The sequence below is a fragment of the Leptospira interrogans genome (assembly GCF_900156205.1).
Taxonomy (GTDB): Bacteria; Spirochaetota; Leptospiria; order Leptospirales; family Leptospiraceae; genus Leptospira; species Leptospira interrogans.
Map to the genome: position 1 here is coordinate 86,629 of NZ_FTNA01000006.1, position 20,479 is coordinate 107,107.

General features: G+C 34.7%; 18 protein-coding genes and 1 tRNA gene. 10 read left to right on the forward strand and 9 right to left on the reverse strand.

Features of this window, described 5'->3' with window-relative positions:
- Positions 1 to 444: 444 nt before the first annotated feature.
- A complete protein-coding gene (locus BW942_RS07015; protein ID WP_000581855.1) occupies positions 445 to 1,245 on the reverse strand; it encodes an SDR family oxidoreductase in 801 nt (266 codons plus the stop codon).
- A 150-nt stretch (positions 1,246 to 1,395) separates the two neighbouring features.
- Here BW942_RS07015 and BW942_RS07020 point away from each other — a divergent pair, with 150 nt between their 5' ends.
- From BW942_RS07020 to BW942_RS07035, 4 genes are all read left to right on the forward strand, one after another.
- Positions 1,396 to 2,034 carry a DUF2889 domain-containing protein gene (locus BW942_RS07020; protein ID WP_000040881.1) on the forward strand — a complete coding sequence of 213 codons (639 nt, stop codon included), beginning with the start codon at positions 1,396 to 1,398 and terminating at the stop codon, positions 2,032 to 2,034.
- A 119-nt stretch (positions 2,035 to 2,153) separates the two neighbouring features.
- Positions 2,154 to 2,225 (forward strand) — tRNA-Thr (locus tag BW942_RS07025).
- Positions 2,226 to 2,273: 48 nt separating this feature from the next.
- Entirely contained in the window at positions 2,274 to 3,197 is a 924-nt protein-coding gene (locus tag BW942_RS07030; protein ID WP_011172390.1) for an AEC family transporter, read from the forward strand.
- The gene (locus BW942_RS07035; protein ID WP_000460443.1) at positions 3,143 to 4,297 is read left to right on the forward strand and encodes an ankyrin repeat domain-containing protein; all 1,155 of its coding nucleotides are present in this window, start codon (positions 3,143 to 3,145) and stop codon (positions 4,295 to 4,297) included. Before BW942_RS07030 ends, BW942_RS07035 begins: the two co-directional genes overlap by 55 nt.
- Positions 4,298 to 5,330: 1,033 nt before the next feature.
- Here BW942_RS07035 and BW942_RS07045 read toward each other — a convergent pair.
- Positions 5,331 to 5,888, reverse strand: coding sequence for an LOG family protein (locus BW942_RS07045; RefSeq protein WP_000366324.1), 558 nt, complete (start codon positions 5,886 to 5,888; stop codon positions 5,331 to 5,333).
- 154 nt (positions 5,889 to 6,042) lie between these two features.
- Here BW942_RS07045 and BW942_RS07050 point away from each other — a divergent pair, with 154 nt between their 5' ends.
- Positions 6,043 to 7,311, forward strand: coding sequence for an LA_2444/LA_4059 family outer membrane protein (locus BW942_RS07050; protein WP_000746197.1), 1,269 nt, complete (start codon positions 6,043 to 6,045; stop codon positions 7,309 to 7,311).
- Between the two features lie 663 nt (positions 7,312 to 7,974).
- On the opposite strand, the gene BW942_RS07060 is transcribed toward BW942_RS07050, so the two are convergent.
- Entirely contained in the window at positions 7,975 to 8,496 is a 522-nt protein-coding gene (locus BW942_RS07060; RefSeq protein ID WP_000621285.1) for a DUF6580 family putative transport protein, read from the reverse strand.
- Positions 8,497 to 8,567: 71 nt separating this feature from the next.
- Between BW942_RS07060 and mazG the strand changes: the two genes are divergently transcribed.
- Genes mazG through BW942_RS07075 form a run of 3 tightly spaced genes read left to right on the forward strand, consistent with a single transcriptional unit; the run spans position 8,568 to position 10,608 of the window.
- Complete coding sequence (gene mazG, locus BW942_RS07065) at positions 8,568 to 9,464, forward strand: nucleoside triphosphate pyrophosphohydrolase (RefSeq protein ID WP_000423512.1); 897 nt, start codon at positions 8,568 to 8,570, stop codon at positions 9,462 to 9,464.
- Positions 9,461 to 9,841, forward strand: coding sequence for an LIC_13241 domain-containing protein (locus BW942_RS07070; RefSeq protein WP_001014228.1), 381 nt, complete (start codon positions 9,461 to 9,463; stop codon positions 9,839 to 9,841). The genes mazG and BW942_RS07070 overlap by 4 nt, the downstream gene beginning before the upstream one ends.
- Positions 9,838 to 10,608 carry a response regulator gene (locus BW942_RS07075; RefSeq protein ID WP_000866874.1) on the forward strand — a complete coding sequence of 257 codons (771 nt, stop codon included), beginning with the start codon at positions 9,838 to 9,840 and terminating at the stop codon, positions 10,606 to 10,608. Before BW942_RS07070 ends, BW942_RS07075 begins: the two co-directional genes overlap by 4 nt.
- Here BW942_RS07075 and BW942_RS07080 read toward each other — a convergent pair.
- From BW942_RS07080 to BW942_RS07090, 3 genes are all read right to left on the reverse strand, one after another.
- Entirely contained in the window at positions 10,605 to 11,204 is a 600-nt protein-coding gene (locus BW942_RS07080; protein ID WP_002145669.1) for a hypothetical protein, read from the reverse strand. The genes BW942_RS07075 and BW942_RS07080 overlap by 4 nt on opposite strands.
- Positions 11,205 to 11,373: 169 nt before the next feature.
- Positions 11,374 to 12,570: an NADP-dependent isocitrate dehydrogenase gene (locus BW942_RS07085; RefSeq protein ID WP_001062719.1), complete on the reverse strand. Its 1,197-nt coding sequence runs from the start codon at positions 12,568 to 12,570 to the stop codon at positions 11,374 to 11,376.
- 68 nt (positions 12,571 to 12,638) lie between these two features.
- On the reverse strand, positions 12,639 to 13,214 hold the full coding sequence (locus BW942_RS07090; protein ID WP_001983916.1) for a hypothetical protein: 576 nt from the start codon (positions 13,212 to 13,214) through the stop codon (positions 12,639 to 12,641).
- Positions 13,215 to 13,502: 288 nt separating this feature from the next.
- Here BW942_RS07090 and BW942_RS07095 point away from each other — a divergent pair, with 288 nt between their 5' ends.
- Both BW942_RS07095 and BW942_RS07100 read left to right on the forward strand, forming a co-directional pair.
- The gene (locus BW942_RS07095) at positions 13,503 to 13,922 is read left to right on the forward strand and encodes an LIC_13246 family protein (RefSeq protein WP_011172394.1); all 420 of its coding nucleotides are present in this window, start codon (positions 13,503 to 13,505) and stop codon (positions 13,920 to 13,922) included.
- Between the two features lie 31 nt (positions 13,923 to 13,953).
- Positions 13,954 to 15,069, forward strand: coding sequence for a hypothetical protein (locus BW942_RS07100; RefSeq protein ID WP_000468940.1), 1,116 nt, complete (start codon positions 13,954 to 13,956; stop codon positions 15,067 to 15,069).
- A gap of 441 nt (positions 15,070 to 15,510) precedes the next feature.
- Here the strand turns inward: BW942_RS07100 and lenF are convergent, their stop codons facing one another.
- The 3 genes from lenF to BW942_RS07115 form a co-directional block, all read right to left on the reverse strand.
- A complete protein-coding gene (lenF, locus tag BW942_RS07105; RefSeq protein WP_000696002.1) occupies positions 15,511 to 16,905 on the reverse strand; it encodes an endostatin-like outer membrane lipoprotein LenF in 1,395 nt (464 codons plus the stop codon).
- 1,106 nt (positions 16,906 to 18,011) lie between these two features.
- Positions 18,012 to 18,500: an immunity 26/phosphotriesterase HocA family protein gene (locus tag BW942_RS07110; protein ID WP_000931455.1), complete on the reverse strand. Its 489-nt coding sequence runs from the start codon at positions 18,498 to 18,500 to the stop codon at positions 18,012 to 18,014.
- Positions 18,501 to 18,648: 148 nt separating this feature from the next.
- Complete coding sequence (locus BW942_RS07115) at positions 18,649 to 20,478, reverse strand: apolipoprotein N-acyltransferase (RefSeq protein ID WP_000958086.1); 1,830 nt, start codon at positions 20,476 to 20,478, stop codon at positions 18,649 to 18,651.
- Position 20,479: the final 1 nt, after the last annotated feature.

The following is a 20,479-nucleotide window of genomic DNA, read 5'->3' on the forward strand; positions in this document are numbered from 1 at the left end:
TGTTTTTTATTACTTAAATAATGTGAGTTCGACATAAGAAAATGAATTTTTTAAAAGTATGAGTTCCTACTATTTTGAAAATTTTACTACAAATTTAAGTTTGCAGTAGTTCCCACAAATTACGTCGCATTGATCCGTGTTTAAGTTTAGAATAGATTTCCATACTACTCATAACTATATAATAAGGTACCTAATATTTTACATAGAATCAGCGTTTTACGATAAAATTAACGGTACTCAATTTTCTAGAGATCAGTAATGTTCATGTGGTAGTTCCCACATTTTAAGAATTGATCTGTAAAGTTCAAATCTCAACTTTTTTCAGAAAAATGAAATTCATTATGCCAATTCAAGTTAACTAAGAGCCGGCGTTGGAGTATCTAAAAATTTTAAGTAGAATTTACACAATACGAAACTCTTGATTACCAGATTGTGAAGGAAATACTAAGTAACTCTTGCATTTCTCAAAAGTCGATCTAATAAAGAAGGAGAAAATCGACTGATCCAATAAGCCAACATCTCTCTGAACTGAGACGGGTATACGTCTCTCTTTCTGGATTCAATGGCCTTCAAAATGATGGTCGCCACTTTTTCTGTCGCAAGTCCGTTCTTAATTCCTTCATCCATAATTCCGTAAGCGGAACCGTCTCCAGATAAAGCTCTCAAAGAAATATCCGTTTTTACATAACCCGGAGAAACCGTCATAACGTGCATCCCACTCTCGCAGGTTTCCAGTCGAATACTATCCATAAACGCCTGAACTGCGTGTTTGCTCGCAGCATAACCAGAACGATACTGAGTTGCAAATCTTCCTTGCAAAGAAGATACAGCAATAAAATGACCTTGATTCTGCCTCAGTTCCGATTCTAAAAGTTTGAATAAATGAACCAAAGGATAAAAATTTATGTTCATTAGATTTTCATAAACTTTAATATCCGTCTCTTTGGCAAGACCACGCATGCTAATTCCAGCGCTATGAATCATTCCATCGATACGCCTAACTTTTTTTCTGAATTCCTCTGTAATCTTTTTGAGCTGAGAAAGATCAGAAACGTCTCCGGGAAAAGAAATGATTTTATCTGGAAACTTAGCTTCACTTTTTAACTCTTTTAACAATTCTTTTCTTCGAGCAATTGCCCCTACTACAGCACCATTTCGATTGAGTTCTAAAACAAGAGCCCTACCAATACCGGAACTAGCTCCCGTAACCAAAAAAGATTTTTCTAAAAAGAAAGAATGAATCATAAGACCGGACCGAAGATATTTGAAAGTCTTAAAAAAGCAAATGAAAATAAACGGAAAAATTCTTTAGAGAATTGAGTCTAGTGAAAAGATGATCCTGAAAGAAACGGAAAATGTTTTATTGAAAACGTTTCTTTAAAATAAGAGGTTTGAATGAGCAAGTTACAGGAACTTAAAGAAAGGATTCGTTTTCGAAACACCGACTTTCAAAGAAACTATGAAAGTAGATATTATTGGTTTCCGGAAGAATCTCCGCCGTTTTGTATTATAGAAGTAAATCAATACGATCCTTATCATGATATGACTTTATATTTGGAAGTAGACCTCACCACATTGAAGATCGTAAACTCTGGTGTAGAAGAAAAAAGGGTTCCTTATGAAACTTGTCCAGCCGCAATCAAAACATACGATTATTTAGTAGGAGAAGAAATGTCCTACGTAAAATTGATGAATCGTTTTCCAGCGGACAAAACGTTAGGTTGTCTTCATATCAACGAGCTGATTCAAAACGCGGCTATGAATTTTCATTCCGCATACGCCTTTTATCTTAAAGAAAGAAATTTTCCGGCCCAACTAGACGAATACAAAATGTACGAAGGAAACCTTCCCGCTCGAGAAAGAAGAGAAATCGGAAGGCACTGGTGGATGAAAGATAGAGGAGTCAAAAATTCCTGTTATTCTTTTTCCACACGTCACGAAAAACCGGAACTCAAAGATCAAGTGAAACATCTTGACAGTATTACTGCAATGATGGTAAAAGAATTTAAGAAATCGAAGAAAGAAAAACTTTGAGTTTACAATTTGCACTTAGGTAACGCATTAAAGATGCGCCTAACGTTACATCTTCGTAAAACGGACATAAAGTTCCGTTTTTTTGAAAGTTAAAGTTTCCTTTTTCGATTGAGTCTAATGCCCGCTTAGCTCAGGGGTAGAGCATTTCCCTCGTAATGAAAAGGTCGCCGGTTCAATTCCGGCAGCGGGCTAATCTTAAATCTCTTGCCCTATCTCAAACAATATGAACTCTGTACTGAGTGCCTCATCTAATGCTTATCCCGATTTGTCTTGTAGGTGGTTGGATACTCAAACGAGTAAAAATATTTCCCGAAAATTCAGGAATTGTACTCGGAAACTTCGTAGTTTATGTTTCTTTACCATCTCTGATTTTAATTAGTAATATAAAACTGGAAAACTCTTTGTTTTTTTTGGCATTTATACCTTGGCTGATCTTCGGAGTTTCAGTTGTATTCTTTTATACCATCGGAAAATTCTTTCATTGGGATTTGGAAACAAAAATCGCAACTATACTTTGTTGTGGTTTGGGAAATACCTCTTTTTTAGGATTGCCCATTTTAAGAATGTTATATGGAGAAGAAGTCACCAACTCAGTGTTAATCGTAGATCAATTGGGGACCTTTCTCTGTCTCGCTATTCCAGGATTTATTGTCGCGTTACGTTTTCAAAAAGACCCGAATATAAACGGAAATCCGATTGCTTCTGTTTTAAAAAAGCTCTTTACTTTTCCTCCTTTTCTTGCTTTACTTTTTTCGTTTTTTCTCAGATTTTTTCCCCTTTCAGAATCAATTTATTTTGTACTGAAAATATTGGGAGAAACTTTAGCACCAATCGCATTGTTCGCAGTAGGATTTCAAATGGAATTAGGTTCTAAACCAAAAAAATCGGAGAATTTTATACAACCTCTATCTATCGGACTTATTTATAAATTGCTAATTTCTCCTATTATGATATTTTTAATTTATATTTTTCTAAACATAAACCCAAACCATCTAAAGGTAGCAATCTTAGAGGCGGGAATGGCTCCAATGATTACCGCGTCTATCATTTCCATTCAAATGGGTTTTAGACCTAGTCTTTCTGCTGCCTTTCCAGGGATAGGAATCTTATGTTCGATTCCAACCTTGTTTTTATTTTATTTTATTCTGGAGAATTTTTTCTGACTGATTTTTCTGAATCACTGATCGATCTATTTTCCGCAGTTAAAACCGGAAAAACGAACGAAATTCAAAAACTTCTAAACGCCTTGAAAGGGGAAGCAATTCTTATCGATTGGCTAAAGGATTATAGAGATAGTTATGGTTCTGGGGTTTTATCTTGGGCTGTAAAAAATTCAGATCAAGAAGCCATTGAACTTTTACTCGAAGCCGGAGCAGAACCCGATGAAACCAATGCAAGAGGAGAAACCCCACTTTTAAACGCTTTGGATCAAAACAACGAAGATTTGATTCGAATTTTTTTAGAAGCAGGTGCAGACACAGAAAAAAAGGATTTTGCTGGAAACACTCCTCTTACCAAAGCTGTGAGCACCGGAAACGTTTCGATCGTAGAAATGGTATTGGAAAACGAATATTCAACTCCAGATTTAGAAGAAAGAAATGGAGAAGGATATACTCCAATTCTTTTAGCAGTAGATCTAGGACATCTAGACATTGTAGAATATCTTTTAGACCAAGGTGCAGATTTTTTAAAGAAAAATTCAGAAGGAAGAACTATTCTTCATTTAACAGCATTACATAATGATTTTGAAATATTAGATTTATTTTTAGAAAAAGAAGAAACAAAAATCATATTAGAAGATAAGGATGCAGATGGAAATACCGCCTTACTTCTTGCATCCTCCCATGACAGCGTAGAATGTTTAGAAAAGCTGATTCAAGTTGGAGCGAATATTTTACAATTAAACGCATCGGGAAAAACCGGGTTGGAAGAAGCGGAAAGACAAAAATATCATCACGTCACCAAAATTCTTAAAAAAGTTCTTACTGAAAAATTATTTTTTGCCGCCAAACATGGAGAAGACGAACTTTGCAAAAATATTCTTCAAATTGGAATCTCACCTAACCCAATCGATCAAGAAGGAAATACACCGCTTCACGTCGCAGTCATTCATGACCAGATTTCTACCACTGAACTATTGATCCAATGGAACGCCTCTCCATTCTTAAAAAACCTAAATGGAAAATCACCTTTAGACATTGCAAAAGCAGCAGAGAAAATAGAACTCGTTCGGATATTAGAACCTGAACCAGAAAACGATTAAAAAATTTCTATATAACGTGGATTCAAAGAAAGAATTTTCTAAAAGTACGGCTCCTATAATTTTAGAACTTGTTCATAAAATTGCGATTTGTAGTAATTCCTACAAATTAAGTCACATTATAAACTTTTAAACATTTATTTTTTGTATGAGTTCCCACATTTTAAGAATCGATCTACAAGGTTCAGATTTCAATTTTTTTAGAAAAATGAATCATGATTTCCTACGCCAAACTCATATTGTTTAACGTGGGTTCGGCGTAAGGAAATCTGGGCGAATAAAAAACTCAATGCAACGACTCCCTGAATGCCGATCCGTAGAGAGCCGTTTTACTGAGTTTCAAACGCTTTCGTAAAAAGCGTTTCATTGAGTTTCTTGAACTCAATGTTGCTCCTTACTGTCGCAACATAATGTTTCAATTCCTAAATGCCGCCCCATAGGAAGGCATTTATGAGTTCTAACCGGAATTTCCAAACTCAATGCTGTTTCTCTACGGATCGCAAGCATAATCGCTTTCGCATTTGTTATACCGAATTCACGTTGTTTAACAAAAATAATAACTTTTAAAAATGTGGGAACTCATATAAACTAGATTAGCTTTAGGAAATCTCTATAAAGCCCAAATAAAGTTCGTCCAATCAAATTTTTGCATGAAATCTCTGTTGAGTAATCTTCATTCAATTAAAGATATTTTATAGACTCTGCGTTCAAATTTTATATAAAGAGACAGAATTTGTGGGAACTACCACGTTTTGTTTAAAATACAACGACTTAACCTAAATTCGGTAAAGCGAAAGGGATCGATGCGGAGTCAAGTTATTGAAATTAAAGAAATTGAATGTAGAACTACAATACGCAATAACTTGACTGAAGCTGAGAGCCCGGTCCCGCTTGTTCCATTTAATTTTTCTTTTACAGACGATTGGCGGGATTCGCCCAGATTTTCTTACATAGAGCTCACGTTAGACTTATCTTTTTTAATGCTTTAAGCAAATTAAAAATATATAACATAAAATTTGAATATTAGAAATAAACTTTAAACAAAACGTCTACTCAATAAGTCGAGTAATTCTTCCGGATCTTCCGAAACGATTAGACCTTCTTTAGTTTCCGAATCTAAAAAACCATCGTCCACCATTCTACCTAATTGTTTAAGCAAATATTCAAAATAACCGTTTACATTGAGTAAACCCAAAGGTTTTGAAATAAGTTTGAGTTGATTCCAAGTAGTGATTTCTACGAGCTCGTCCAAAGTTCCAATTCCACCAGGCAAGGCGATAAAACCTGAGGACCTTTCATACATCCTAAATTTTCTTTCATGCATGGAAGAAACGATCATCAAATCCTTAACACGATCGTGTTTAACTTCTTTGATAGAAAGAAAATCCGGAATGATTCCAGATACACCTCCTCCTTTGTCCATTACAGCATCAGCAATCGTTCCCATGATACCGCACGAAGCCCCTCCAAAAACCAAATCTAAATTTTTTTCAACGAGCAATCGACCCAAATTCCGAGCCGCTTCCACATAAACCGGATTGTTCCCGGAACGCGAACCACAAAAAACACAAACCGCCAATTTGGTTAAATCCATAATCTCTCTTTTATTTACTTCTATTTAATAAGATCGGAATAAAATCATTCCATCGTTATTTACAATAAATAGAATTTTGTAACATTTTTCTTGTTTGAAACTTCGGAAAAAAAGTTGGAATTCTTTCGTCTTATATCTATCCCATATTCAGCCTATGAAAAAAAGAATTCAAAGTTCAATCCTATTCCTTTTTGTTATTTTTTTAGTCTTGTTCCAAACGAACTTAATCGGACAAAAAAACCTAACTGAGTCAGACCCAAACGTTTTGGAAAAGGAAGCCAACGAACTTGAGATCAAAGCCGGCAAGGCACAGGATCCAATTACGAGAAAAAGGATGATTTTAGAAGTTCAGAAAAAACGAAAAGAGGCTTCGGAACTTAGAGATAAACTTCACGAACAAGAACTTTCTAAAACACCCAAAGGAACCGTCTTTGAAATTACGTTTTTATTCAATCAAACGAGTTGGATTCCAGAATCCTTAGCAAGAAGACAAAACGTTTCCGTTAACGAGACAAATACGTTTCTTTACACAAACGGAGTTTATCAAAACATAGATACAATTGCGAGAAATGGAAGTTTAGATGCACATATCATCAATAACACGGGAAGTTTTTATTCTAATCCGCAAGGAAATACAAAAACCGCGTACCCAATTCGATTTTTATTCTTAACCGAATCCAAAAAATTCGGTATAGAAGCAACATTTCTAGATTTAAGAATTTATCCTTCTTATTCTTCTATCAATACCAATCCTATTTCAAATAATTTAAACCAAACCTATAGTTTATACAGTCCCGAACTTAGAAGAACGGATATTCAATTGAATTTTCTTTACTTTTTTGAAACTGGGTCCGGAACTAAAATCGGGCCTTCATTAGGAATTCGTAATTTAGACATTTATTCCAAAGAATACGGTAACTTACCTGGAGGACTCGGCTTTGGAACCATGGAAGAAAAAGCGGGAGGTCTAGGTCCTCAAATCGGATTTAGAATCGTCAAAAAACTAAATCACTACTTTCAATTTCATGCAAACGCAGACTATTTTAGAACATTAGGAAAATATCATCTAAAAACGAATGGGGCCACAATTTACAACGGAGCCCCAAATTTTTTAATCACAGAAACTTCTGGTTCAGCAGGTGAAAATTTAGTCAAAAGAGGGGGTTATCAAATCGACACCGGACTTTCCTTTTTAAGAACAAGTTGGCTTAAATTTACATTCGGTTTCCAATATACAGAAATGAGATCCTCCGTCACAGGATACAACTATAACATAAATCTGTTATTTCCTGATTTAGTAGGTTCTACCGTATTAAACACGGTTACCAAAACAGTGGATTTAGTTACCACAAGACCCGCCTTACAAAAAGAAGTAATCGATACGTACTACGGATTTTATTTTGGAGTCACTTTTACTCTTTAAAGTGAGAATTTTTTGGATTTACTGATCAATAGAGTTGTTGAAAAATTTCATAGTGACGATTAACAAAACTGTTTCAATTGCCGGTTTCCATAAAATAGAAACAGATGGAGAATTAATTTTTCAACAATTCTAATGAATTCTTAAGTTTGACAGGATTCATTTTTTTCATAAAAAATCAAATGCAAAAAACTTTCAAAAATAATAATATTCAAAACTTAACATATACTTTAAAAAAGTAAAAAATTTAAATCTAGATAAAACCAAACCCTTTGACACGGCAAATTTCGAATATTGAAAGTCTATTTAGGAAATACAAAGTTTAAGTTTGCACACGAAACAAAAATCAAAATCCTTAAAAACGAACTTAGAAAATAAAAATTAGATTTTGAGCTTGTTCCCAAACCGTCCAATGTAAAACTACTACGAAAATTGAACGAAATTAGACTGCTCGAAAGTTCGTAAATTGTCAAATCGACCATAGAAGCGATGCATTGAGTTTCACAAAAATGTACGGACTACTGCAATTTTATTAAAAATTTTAAAGAATGATTGTGTAAAATTCTTTGAGGTTTTGGGACAAGTTCTTTATAAAAAGAAATTGAATTCAATCAATCACCCTCGACTAATCATCTTAAGTCGAAGGCATTTCGTTTTAAAAAAGTATTATTTAATAGGAACGTTTGAAAGTTTCATCCAACCGATTTTTTCAATCAAAGCAAAACCACCAAAAAGAACGGTCGTATAAAATAAATCCCCTAAAAGAGAATTTTGAAAAAACGGAACGGCCATAATAAAACACTGAACAAGCCCGTTTAAATCGTAAGAATAATATCCAGCAAGCCACACGTAAAAGTTAGTAACTAAAAAGAAAAGAACCGACCCACTCAAAGACCAAAGTGCAATTTTAGAAACGGAAGAAGAAATTCTCAACCGCCATCCAGCTACGACCAGAAGTAAAGAAATTCCATAAACAGGAATCATTTGATCGTGGAACCCGATCAATAAATCACTGATCAAAAGAGCGCAAACGGGAAGAAACAAAGACAACTTCTTAGAAGCAAAATGAGCCCCGGCAAAAAGAGAAATCGCAAGAATTGGCGTAAAATTAGCCGGATGGGGAAGATAACGACTTGCGACCGCAATCAAAATGAGTGAAAAAACGATAAGACTTTTGGAACGTATCATAAAGTGCCTGGAATGTATTATTTTTTTGAACTATACTTCAAGTTTACGGCTCCCGTCAATCCAATCCCGATTTGGAACTGAGCGAAAAAGAGTGGGTACCCGCTCCGGAGATAAAAAATGGAACAAATTTCGACTATTTCTTTGTTCTTGAAAGAGGATGTATGCGAACAAAATCAATTGTAGAAGAAATCACTAAACTCCAAGAAGTGACAGCTATTCTCCGAGGAGAAAACGGATGTCCTTGGGATAAAGAACAGGACCACCAAACTTTAGTTCCCTACTTGATAGAAGAATCCCAAGAAGTGATCGAAGCAATTTTAAAAAAGGACGATGATCTTCTTAAAGAAGAATTGGGAGACCTACTATTTCAAGTAGTGTTTCATGCAAGGCTTGCAGAAGAAAGACGCTCATTCGATTTAGGAGACATAGCAAAGAGAGTTTCTGATAAACTCATTTTTAGACATCCTCACGTTTTCAAACCCGAAGAGCTTACTCTTTCTACTTCTCAAGAAGTTTTAGAGAACTGGGAAAAAATCAAAGATAAAGAAAAAAAGAATTCAAAAGATTCATCTATCTTCTCAAACATTCCAGAAAATTTCTCTTCCCTTTTAAAAGCAGAAAAATACCAAAAGAAAGCAGCCAAAGTAGGATTTGATTGGAACGATATTTCGGATGTTCAAAAAAAAGTTAAGGAAGAAATGGAAGAATTTCTTACGGAATTGAACCGTTCCAAAGACAACCAAGTTCGTATCGAAGAAGAATTTGGAGATTTATTATTCAGTTTAGTAAATTTCGGAAGACACCTTGGAATTTCTTCCGAGTCCGCGCTTACAAAAGCGAATGCAAAATTTAAGAAAAGATTTCAATATATAGAAAAAGTCCTCCAAGAACGCGGTAAAAACCCGAACACATCCGATTTAAAAGAAATGGATCGTCTTTGGAACGAGGCAAAAGAGTTGGAAAAATGAATGGGCCCGATTCATTCAAAAATAGAATCGAACAAACAGAAACTTTGATTTCTTTTTTTTCCAAAGGTTTTTTTTTGAAGTTAGAATCTAATTTAGAAGAATGGCCTCGAATATATAAATTGACACATCTTGAAAAAAGTTACAAAGCCATGTTTTCGATTTTTGGTTCTTTTACTTTAATTCCGAACGATCCAAGATTAACTTCTCCTATTTATTATTTGAGTTTAAATACGAATTCTAATCAACAACTTGTTTGGACAAAACCGGACGGAGAAATGATACAAGATCTAAAACAAATTTTCGAAGAATTAAAAAAACATATTCAAATTTTTGAAACTTCTATTTCAAACATAAACTTGAGAGAAAAACAAATTTGAAAGTACTCGTTTTAGATTCTGGTACAACGGTTAGAAAAATTATATCCTCTTTTTTTCCTACTGAGGATTTTCAAATTTTCGAAGCAGGTACGGCAAAAGAAGGATTAGATCTTACGTTTCAGGAACATTTTGATCTAATCACAATCGGAATGGTACTTCCAGACTCGGACGGATTTACGGTTTGTAAAACTATCCGAAACGGTCTAATAGACAACAAACAGAGTATATGCAAAAATTCTAAAATATTTCTCATAACTTCTGGGAATATAGAAACAAACCGAATAAAATCAGTAGAATCTGGCTTTGATGGAATTTTTCCAAAACCTACCGGAATTGAAGAATTTAAAACGGTAATCGAAGAGATTATAAAATTGGCTTATCAATCTAGTCCTATAGAATCTAAAAAAGCTGGAAAAATCCTGATCATAGACGATTCAGAATTAAACTTGCTTCTTTTGGGAAAAATTTTAGAAAAAAATGGCTATTCTTTTCAAGCATTTACAGAAGGAAAAAAAGCCTACGAATATCTTCAATCTTCGAACGAAGTATCTTATATTTTAACAGACTGGATCATGCCGGATTTTTCAGGAGAAGAGCTTGTAGAAGCAATACGTAAACAGGAAAAATTTAACGACATTCCGATTGCGGTCATCACTGGAATTGAAGAAAAAGAAGATTTTAAAATCTCCATTCCTCAAAAAAATATTTACTTACTTCAAAAGCCGTATTTTGAAAGAAAAATTTTAGAATATATTCAAAAAGTTTAATTTATTGTAAAAAATTGAATTTCCCGAATCACGTCAGGATGACAATCCAACCTAAATTCCCCCGAAAAAGGTTTTAAACCAGAAAACCATTGTCCGTTTTCGTATTGTAAATCGTTCCAAAACAGAAACAAGGTCGCATCTCCAAATTGATTGTTAAATTGAATCTGTTGAATCTCTCCTGTCGGTGAAGGTTCTTTAAGAAAGATTTCACCCGAAAAGGAAATCATTTGGATTTGATAAGGTTCGGCCCGATATGGAATTCCTTCCTTTCGTCTATTAGAAGACTTTAATTTCCAATTTGTGATTTTAATTTTGGCAATCTCTTCAAGCTTTAAGGATTTTGAATATGTAATATTATTTTTTTTATGTCGGAACTTAAATTCAAACGGAGGATTTTTCCAAAAACCTTCTACCTCGCGCCCATCGCAAAAAACTGCTTTGATTTTTTTTTCTCCCTTTTCATCCAATCCCGTTCCGGTCTGTTTTTCTGTTTCCCCTCTTGAATTGCGAGAATCTCCGATCGTAGGTTCTACAGGCAAAGTGGGTTCTTTAGGACTTTTTTGTGAATGAACAGAGAAATTTAAAAACAGAAACACAAACGTAAAAAAACATTCCAAACTGAGAAATAGAATCCGGTTGAAAATCGAAGTTTTGTGTTTCAAGGTTTTCATCTTTACGATTAAAATTTCGAATTACACTAGTTATACGAATCAATCTTAAATTCCCGACAGTACCCCGCCGGGAATTTTGTTTTAATACGATAGATTAAAGTCGTTTTTGAATTGCTTCCATAAATTGAAAAGTGTCTAAAGCTTTTGCATTCGAATCGGTGCAAAGAAGAGTTAAATCTTTTGTCATCTCTCCGCTTTCGATTGTATCAATCACCGCTTTTTCCAGCTTATGACCAAATGCGACCACATCGGGAGTTCCGTCCAACTCTCCCCTTTTAATCAACGCACCCGTCCAAGCAAAAATAGAAGCTACCGAATTTGTAGAAGTAGTTTCACCCTGTTGGTATTTACGATAATGTCTGGTCACAGTACCGTGTGCTGCTTCGTATTCAAATTTTCCATCAGGAGAAACGAGCACAGAAGTCATAAGTCCTAAAGATCCAAATCCGGAGGCGACCATGTCGCTCATAACATCTCCGTCGTAATTCATCAGGGCCCAGAGCATTCCACCTTCATTTTTCATCAGCTGAGCGACCGCGTCATCGATTAGATAATACGAATATTCAATTCCCGCTTTTTTGAGATCCGCAGCTTTAGCCTTTGCAAGTTCGTCAAAGATGGCGCGGAATCTGGCGTGATATTTTTTGGAGATTGTGTCCTTTGTAGCGAACCAAAGATCAATCTTTTCGGAAATAGCGTAGTTAAAACAAGCCTGGGCAAAACTTAAGATCGACTTATCCAAGTTATGTTGCCCCATGATCACACCGGCTCCTTCAAAGTCGTGAATCAAAGCTCTTTGTTTTTCTTTTCCGTCCTTTCCGGTATAAACGAGTTCCACCTTTCCGGCTTCGGGAATATAAAGTTCTGTGTCCTTATAAAGATCTCCGTAAGCGTGACGTCCTACTGTAATCGGTTTTTTCCAAGAACGAACCGCAGGAGGAATATTTTTTACGATGATCGGTTTACGAAAAACGGTTCCGTCTAAAATAGAACGAATGGTTCCGTTCGGAGATTTCCATTCTTGTTTGAGATTGTATTCTTTAACTCTATCTTGGTTAGGAGTAATCGTCGCACATTTTACGCCTACTCCATATTTTTGAATCGCGTGAGCAGAATCCACAGTTACTTTATCATCCGTTTTGTCCCTGTACTCCACGCCTAAATCATAATAATCCAGTTCTATATCGAGATACGGATGAATGAATCTATCCTTAATCTCCTTCCAGATGATCCTGGTCATCTCGTCCCCGTCAAGCTCCACGAGCGGGGTTTTTACCTTGATCTTTGCCATTGAATTCTCCTTTAATATTTTACAATGATATAATAATAGAATATAATTCTGTTCTAAAGTCCTGACGATTATTGGGAAGGAAAATTCGGATTCTCCGCAATTTTCATAATTCCATTTCTAAGCCAAGTTAGATTTTGCATTTCAAAATAATTAATCGCAACGGGAAGTGAAACAATTCCGATTACTGAGAAATAACGGTATTTTAAAGAATCTTTTGTACTGAGTCCTTGAATCGTTTTTTCAAGACGGATAAGAATTTTTTTCCAACGAATAAAAAGCGGTTTTAATTCTGGATTACAATCTTCGAAAAAAAGTTCGTCCGCACTTTGAGTGATAATTTCTTTAATACCGATCGGTAACGCTGGAGAACCAAGCTGATCCCGAAGACGAACGAGATCTTTTTCAATTTCTTCTTCGGATTGTCTTGCAATTGGAAGAATGGAACTAATTCCCACCGAAATCGGAAGCGAAACACGAAGAAAAAAGTCCCCTGCGACCATACCTTGCAAAAAGAAACGAACCGACTCGCGAGGCGTAACCGAAAAATCAAGTTGTTTAGAACTAAAATTTTTGGTGGTTTGAATGATATACTGGGTGAGTTTAATTTTCTCTGTCCAAAATATTGCCAATAAATCGGATTCCATAGTTCTGGATGATACTATTTTGATTTTCGCTTTTTTAGCAAGATTTATTAAAAGGAAGTCTTTAGAGCCGATAACCAAAATTCCTTAAAGAATATCCAATTAATCTAACCAAAAACTACAGTTCCTTTTTTCAAAATTCAAAACCTTTTGAAAAAGGATATTTTCAAAACACAATCTTTGTTCTGAACTTCAAAATTCAAACCTGGACTTTTTCTTTTTCATTTCGAAAAAAATCAGATTTATTCCTCTTCCTTCTACCTTTTGGGAACCGCTTTCAAAGAGGAAAAAATGAAAAATACAATCGATTCAAATCAGGAAATATGGATGAAACTCATTTCAAAAAAAGACGACTTTATAAAAATCGTATCGACGTTAAACGAATTTTATATTCCAAAAGTTCATTTTTCAAAACTGGATCAAGGTCAGAAAATAAGAATTCAGTTGGTTCAAAAAAAGGTAAAAAATTTTGAAGTATTTTTCAAAAAGAGAAACGATCACGAGTTTATAATTTTTCTTAAAGTCGGAGATCAATTCACATCTTGGATTCATCAAGACGGAATCGGAGAAGCCAAAGAACGTTTTTTGATGGAAGGAAAAACCGATCATCTTGTATTTAAGTTCCCTTGTATCGGAGATCTTTATCAAAAACACTGCTCTATCGCCCAAGCTGACGAAATGAAAACTCTAAACGGAAAAGATTCTGCTTGATCATTTTTTTCCTAAGCGAAGGATCTTCGGAATGTTCCACCAAGCCGACTCGAAAAAAAATTCAATCTTGACCCTTCTAAAATTTCAAACCTTCTTATTTTTGTTTTTTTTCGCATCGTATTCAACTCTCAAAGCAGACGATTCCACATCTCTAAAAAAAGCCACTCTTAAAGATTATACCTTTCAACCTTATACGCAGGAAGGTTATTTTCAAGCCTGGAATTATTCTTATCGAGATGATAAGATTTTTATCTATGCAACTTTTCTAATAAGTAATTTAGGACCCGGAACTAAAAACTGTGGAATCAGTTTAGTGATACATACTTTGGGAGAAGGTACTAAATTTGTTACGAAAGAATTTTCCGTTAAAGAATTATCCGCAGAAAAAGGTAAATTCGACCTCAAAATTGAAAACAATCGTATGTCCCTAAATTCAGAAGGAATCGAAATTCAACAAGATGTAGAGAATATTAAATTATTCTTATCTTTTAAATCCGATTTAAAACAAGGAGTTTCTCTTTCTGGTGGCAAACATACCGTCAAAGACCCTGGGGGTTTTGTTCAAGCCGATATGGCATTTTCGTTTCAATCCGTATGGGGTTATTTGATCCAAGACGGTAAAAAGAAAGAACTTCTGGGAACCGGTGGGTTAGAGCATCTTCTTACAAACTATGAGGTATACAAATACAGTAAAAGATGGGAACTATTTCGATCTATCAACTCAAAAGAGTTTCGTTTTTATACGGGGGGTTTTTTAGGAAACGATTCTTTTCCAGGAGGTTATTTTAGAACGGCGGCGCTTTTAAATCCAGAAGGTAAAACGATTCTTTCCGGTAGAATTATAAAATTTGAAGTGCTGGAAACGGCAAAAGAACCTTTTTCTGGTTATGACCTCCCTCTTAAAGAAAAATTTTATTTTGAAGATGATTGTTCTGCAGAAATCATTCGAAAACAATCGGTAGGTAGTATTTACGTTCTTTCTAATATTTCTTCTGTTCTTCGCTTTTTTATTCGTTTGTTTTTTGCCAAACCGTACCAAATTTATTCATTAGCAGATTTGAATGTTCAGTGTTCTAATAAAAATCTGTCCTCTGATTCTCTGGAAACTTTTAGTGGAATCCTTTCATATTATCTGATCAATCCTTAGAGAGCCATAACCAACCCCACAAGTATTTAGATTTCAATATAGATCTGTCGGAATTACGACAAATCCTCTGTAAAACTTACATCCCACAACGCGATTCATAAAGAGCGTTGTGTTGAGTTTTCCAACGCGATTCATAGAGAGCGTTGTGCTGAGTTTTTCGAACGGGCCTAAGATTCGAGTTTCACAAAAATATGGGAACTACTACAAAATTGAGCGAGATTAGAACTGCTTGAAAGTTCGCAAAATGCAACTTAAGTTGTAGGAACTACTGCATTTTATTAAAAATTTCTAAAGAACTATCGTGTAAAATTTCTTGAGGTTTGGGAAAAGTTCTAAATAAAAATAGCGGGGTTTTTTAAGTCCCGCTATCTAAATTAATTTTATGAATTTGATTTTATAGTATTTTCAAAAAATCAAATATTCTGAAACTATAATTCGATTTTATTCTTCCACACAGACCAGACCTAAATTAGACCAAGTTCCATCGCCCAAAGGGGCTGCATGATAGTCCGAACAAGGTTTTGTAAAATTAATCTTAGCAGTTAGTATATTTTCATTTACTTGATCCGACATTCCATAAATTGCATACTTAGGTATCCACTCGCTCGTTGTCCAAGAATCACAGGTTTTAGGAATACCATTTACCGCCCAAGTCGTCCAATCTATGTTGATACTCGACCAATGAGCTGCACGAGGGTTACTAGTAAAAGGATTTTGTAATCTTGCATCATTTGAAAAATCAAACATACCGGAACTATTGGTAGTCATTACGATCGCACCGTCTTCCGCTCTTTGATACTGCTGATTTGGTCGGAATACCCAGTCTTTTTGTCCTACTGTTGAATTAGGACCTACAGTAGTAGCTATCCGATTGATCCCATCCACTAACATCGCCTTGTAAATTCTATTATTTGGAATATTCGAAGGAATACGACTCTGACAATAAGCATCCGCTCCTGCAATTCCTCCAAAGTTTGCGTTATGATATTCTCCATTGCTGGAAGTAACAAATATGTATTTAGGAGGTGGTGGTTGTTCCACACAGACCAGACCTAATCTAGACCAAGTTCCATCGCTCAAAGGGGCTGCATAATAGTCCGAACAAGGTTTTGTAAAATTAATCTTAGCAGTTAGTATATTTTCATTTACTTGATCCGACATTCCATAAATTGCATACTTAGGTATCCACTCGCTCGTTGTCCAAGAATCACAGGCTTGAGGAATACCATTTACCGCCCAAGTCGTCCAATCTATGTTGATACTCGACCAATGAGCTGCATGGTAGTCACGAGTGAAAGGATTTTGTAATCTTGCACCATTTGAAAAATCAAACATACCGGAAGCATTGGTAGTCATTACAATCCCACCGTCATCAGCCCTACGATATTGCTGATTTGGTTGAAACACCCAGTCTTTTTGTCCTACTGTTGAATTAGGACCTACAGTAGTAGCTACCCGATTGACCCCATCCACTAACATCGCCTTATACACTCCTGTTGGAGAAAGATTTCCTGGAATATTGCTCTGACAATAAGCATCCGCTCCTGCAATTCCTCCAAAGTTTCCATTGTGACCCACACCGGAAACCGAAGTCACATAGATATACGGAAGATAACCTTGCGGAAAAGCAGCCTGTAAACTCTGTCCACTTTGAAGTTGATTACTTCTTAACGTTCGATTCTTTGAACAATCCAATCCAACACATCCTTGTTCGTTAGAAATAAGCGAAATCAATCCACTTAAAACCGCATTGTCGTCACCAGATGACTTATTTAAACACGCAACGAATACCAGCGTAAAAGCTGATAAGATCGCAAATTTATATTTAATCTTCATAATCTTTGATGTACTCCTAAAATTACGAAAAACCTTGAATCTAATACATAAGCATTAATGACTTAAAAAACATAAAAGATTCATATTTATCGCATTCTTTGATGTTTTAACAGACTGAATTTCATTTTTTTCAAAAATTTGAAATATAATTATTTTTTTTCATATTTGATACAGAATAAATTTTTTTAATTACAGAATTTAAATTTCAACTAACGCCAATTTAACGTTCCAAAAATTAATTTTACTTAAAAGTAAAATCGAAAGATTAAAACTATTAGAGTTGTTGAAAAATTCCATAACAACAATTAACAAAACGCTTTAATCGACCGTTTCCATACAACGAAAACCGATAGAGAATTAATTTTTCAACAATTCTATTATATTTTTTAGTCCTTAAAAATTAAAAAATTAAGCACAAGAGTCTATTTTTAGAAAATTAGAAAATATTAATATTTTGAAAAATTTTTCTAATTTGTTTAACACAGAGAAATATTTAAGTTCGCTTATAGGTAACTTGAATTCAGCGTAAAAAAATTTCTAAAAGTACAAATCCTACAATTTTAGAATTTGTTCGTAAAATCGTGGTTTGCAGTAAGCTCCCCATATTTAAAAAATCGATCTGTAAAATTCCAACTTTTTTCAGGATCATGAGTTCCTAAAGATTACATTTCTTTAAAGAGAATTTACACATTGAAAACTTTATATTTGAATTTTATAAAGATCCATACAAGTAAAGTTTAAGTTTATATGAGTTCCCACATTTGAAACGTTAGAACAAAATCCTTATTTAAAATACTTTAAAGTTTATTAGAATTGTTAAAAAGTTCAATAGTTGATCTGAACGAAATCATTTCAATAAAACGAAAACAAATGAAAATTAATTTTTCAACAATTCTATTTTACTCATCCCTATAAAATTGAGTATTTCAATGTTTATCACGAAATATCGTTTCATGTAAGTAATGTGAAGGGATCAATGCGAGGGGACTCAGCGTTTCGCTTCTATAATCAATTGAAATTATAGATGATTGTTGTACAATGTTCCATGCAATTTATTGACTATTGTATTAATACCTTATTATACAACTCCAAGCAGTGAAGAAGTTTTAAATCTTCTTTGATACTGACAATTCTTCCGCCAGAACACGAATCACATCATAACCCCAAGTAGAAAAAGTGGGATAAAGATCCGATTCATCTTTTGTCAAAGGCCGGATTTCTTGATATCCTTTCATCAATTTAGAAGTTCCCGACTGATAACCATCCTGAGATTTGAAAAAATCCGGTTCTATTTTATCCAAAGATAAATTTCTATACCCGATTATCATTCCATCCGATCCGGTTTCATGGATTGTTTTAATATGAACTTGACCTTGTTTTATAGTTTGTTTTCCAGCCAAATCGTTTTCTTTTGGAACCACTTCTCCAATCCAATTCACCAAACCTGCCAAAAACATTTTCGTTTCAAAAGGATGAACTTCGATGACTCTTCCACAAGCAAATTTCCCGTTATTCAACGGGATTGCCCAAAATTGACCTGGGATCAAAGATCGATTGGATTTTGGAACAAACGGATATTTGACCTCATTTAACATTTATTAGTTTATAGTATAAAATATTCGCTCTTTTTTTAGATTCAAATTTTCTTCTAAACAAACCCTAAAAAACGAACCTCCAGATTTATGTGCGCTTAAACAAAATACGAACAGATTCAAATCCATTTTTCCTAAAAGAATTTTTCAATTAGGAGGACTTTCCTCTTCGGATTCCGATCAAAAGATTAAGGTAATAAATTCCAGTTAAAAAAAGCATCAACCAAGGAATTAAATTTCCATACTGAGTATAAAACGTAGGCGGAGAATCAATTACGTCTATCGTTTCAGAAAGCGCTTCCGCCGTCATCAATCCTGTTTTTTTATTTCCTACAAATCTACCGAGATGATCTATATTTGCGGAAATTCCAGAATTGGTAGAACGAACCATCCATCTTCTCAACTCTATGGAACGTAATCTTCCAAGCTCCATGTGTTGATCACTTTCCGTTGTTGCCCCATACCATTTATCATTGGTAAGATTTACTATAAATTCTGGGTTTCCAGCGGTTCTAAATTCTCTAACAAACTCTGGAAGAATTACCTCATAACAAATCAAAGGAAGAAACTTTCCGGTTTCTGAAACTTCCGTTCTTGTCGTTTCGTAATACGATCTTACCGCTTCGTGATTGAAAGTTTCCGTATCCGTCCATCCCAAATGTCGGCCTTTCGGAGATTTTTCTTTTTCCGCGAGAGTGTAATAACGGGGAGTGTAGTATCGAATCAAATTATGAGTCAGTCCCGGCTCAAATCTTCCGGTTTGTTGACTGAGTTCATATAAAAAATCGAATGGCATATATTCTCCGAACATCAAAAGAAATTTCTTTTGATACGAATCCCTGCGATCTCCATTAGGATCATATAATACATTATTATTATAATATCTTAAATTACGAGGACTAGGGGCTCCTTTAAATCCTGCGTCAATTTCGTTAAAAAATACATTCGCTTTGTATCGATTGGCAAGTAAAAACATCAAAGAATCAAATCGATCCCAATACATTCTACGAACCTTCGTAGTTATTTCTGTTTTGTGGGCGGAAAAAAACGGAACCCCTGCCTCAGGCAATACGATAAGATCCGGTTTTTTTCCCAGCCTTACTGCGCCTTCGTCGGTCAGTTTTTCGATACGAGCCATCAGAGCTTCAATGGATTCTTTAATTTCTCTTCCATCTCTAAAACTCAAAGGAGCATCTGGTTGAACGATAAGTACATTTAAAGATTTAACTGGTTTTACATTTTCCCATTTTTTAAAAAGAAAAATGCCTGAAACAATAAATGTTAAAAGTAAAAGAGCGGGCAACGTAATAAAACGAAGATATTGTTTTCTTTTTTCTTTAGAATGTATAATTTCTTTCCAATGCCAAGGATTGGATTGAAACAAAGTATAAGAAACTATGAATACTAAAAAGCTGATACCATACACTCCGGTAATTTCTGCATTCTGCGCGAGAATTATATTTCCAGCGGCTAAGTTTCCCCAATACCAAGGAAATAACTGAGGTCCAATCAACTCGGATAAAAGTCCACAAAAACCAGCAACCCAAACGGAATGACGTCCTATCTTTCCCGAAAGAAAAGAAAAACTCATCATAAAAATCGGAAATTTTAAACCGAATAATAGACCCGCAAATAAAAGAATGAGTATCGCAACCACATACGGAAAATTTCCGAAAGTAATCGCCATATGAATGATCCAATGAAAAGAAATCGCATAGAAGACAACTCCTATAAGCAATCCGTGAAAGAATAATTTTTTATACTTTCCGTGGTATTTCAAACTCAGCCAAAAAAATCCAAAAGGTGCGATCCATACAAAATGAGTTAGAGAGACAGGAGCAAACGCTAAAAAAGAAAAAATTCCTGTCCAAAGATAACAGAATATGTTGAACCAGATTGTTTTTTGAAATTGTTGAAAACGATGATGTAATGTATCCATGGATAAAACGTTTATCTTGATTTTAGAAATAGAAGTCAACAAG

Coding starts and splice junctions, on each gene's coding strand:
- BW942_RS07015 (WP_000581855.1), bottom strand. CDS start 1,245: ATGATTCATTCTTTCTTTTTAGAAAAATCTTTTTTGGTTACGGGAGCT.
- BW942_RS07020 (WP_000040881.1), top strand. CDS start 1,396: ATGAGCAAGTTACAGGAACTTAAAGAAAGGATTCGTTTTCGAAACACC.
- BW942_RS07035 (WP_000460443.1), top strand. CDS start 3,143: ATGTTCGATTCCAACCTTGTTTTTATTTTATTTTATTCTGGAGAATTT.
- BW942_RS07045 (WP_000366324.1), bottom strand. CDS start 5,888: ATGGATTTAACCAAATTGGCGGTTTGTGTTTTTTGTGGTTCGCGTTCC.
- BW942_RS07050 (WP_000746197.1), top strand. CDS start 6,043: ATGAAAAAAAGAATTCAAAGTTCAATCCTATTCCTTTTTGTTATTTTT.
- BW942_RS07060 (WP_000621285.1), bottom strand. CDS start 8,496: ATGATACGTTCCAAAAGTCTTATCGTTTTTTCACTCATTTTGATTGCG.
- BW942_RS07070 (WP_001014228.1), top strand. CDS start 9,461: ATGAATGGGCCCGATTCATTCAAAAATAGAATCGAACAAACAGAAACT.
- BW942_RS07085 (WP_001062719.1), bottom strand. CDS start 12,570: ATGGCAAAGATCAAGGTAAAAACCCCGCTCGTGGAGCTTGACGGGGAC.
- BW942_RS07090 (WP_001983916.1), bottom strand. CDS start 13,214: ATGGAATCCGATTTATTGGCAATATTTTGGACAGAGAAAATTAAACTC.
- BW942_RS07095 (WP_011172394.1), top strand. CDS start 13,503: ATGAAAAATACAATCGATTCAAATCAGGAAATATGGATGAAACTCATT.
- BW942_RS07100 (WP_000468940.1), top strand. CDS start 13,954: ATGTTCCACCAAGCCGACTCGAAAAAAAATTCAATCTTGACCCTTCTA.
- lenF (WP_000696002.1), bottom strand. CDS start 16,905: ATGAAGATTAAATATAAATTTGCGATCTTATCAGCTTTTACGCTGGTA.
- BW942_RS07110 (WP_000931455.1), bottom strand. CDS start 18,500: ATGTTAAATGAGGTCAAATATCCGTTTGTTCCAAAATCCAATCGATCT.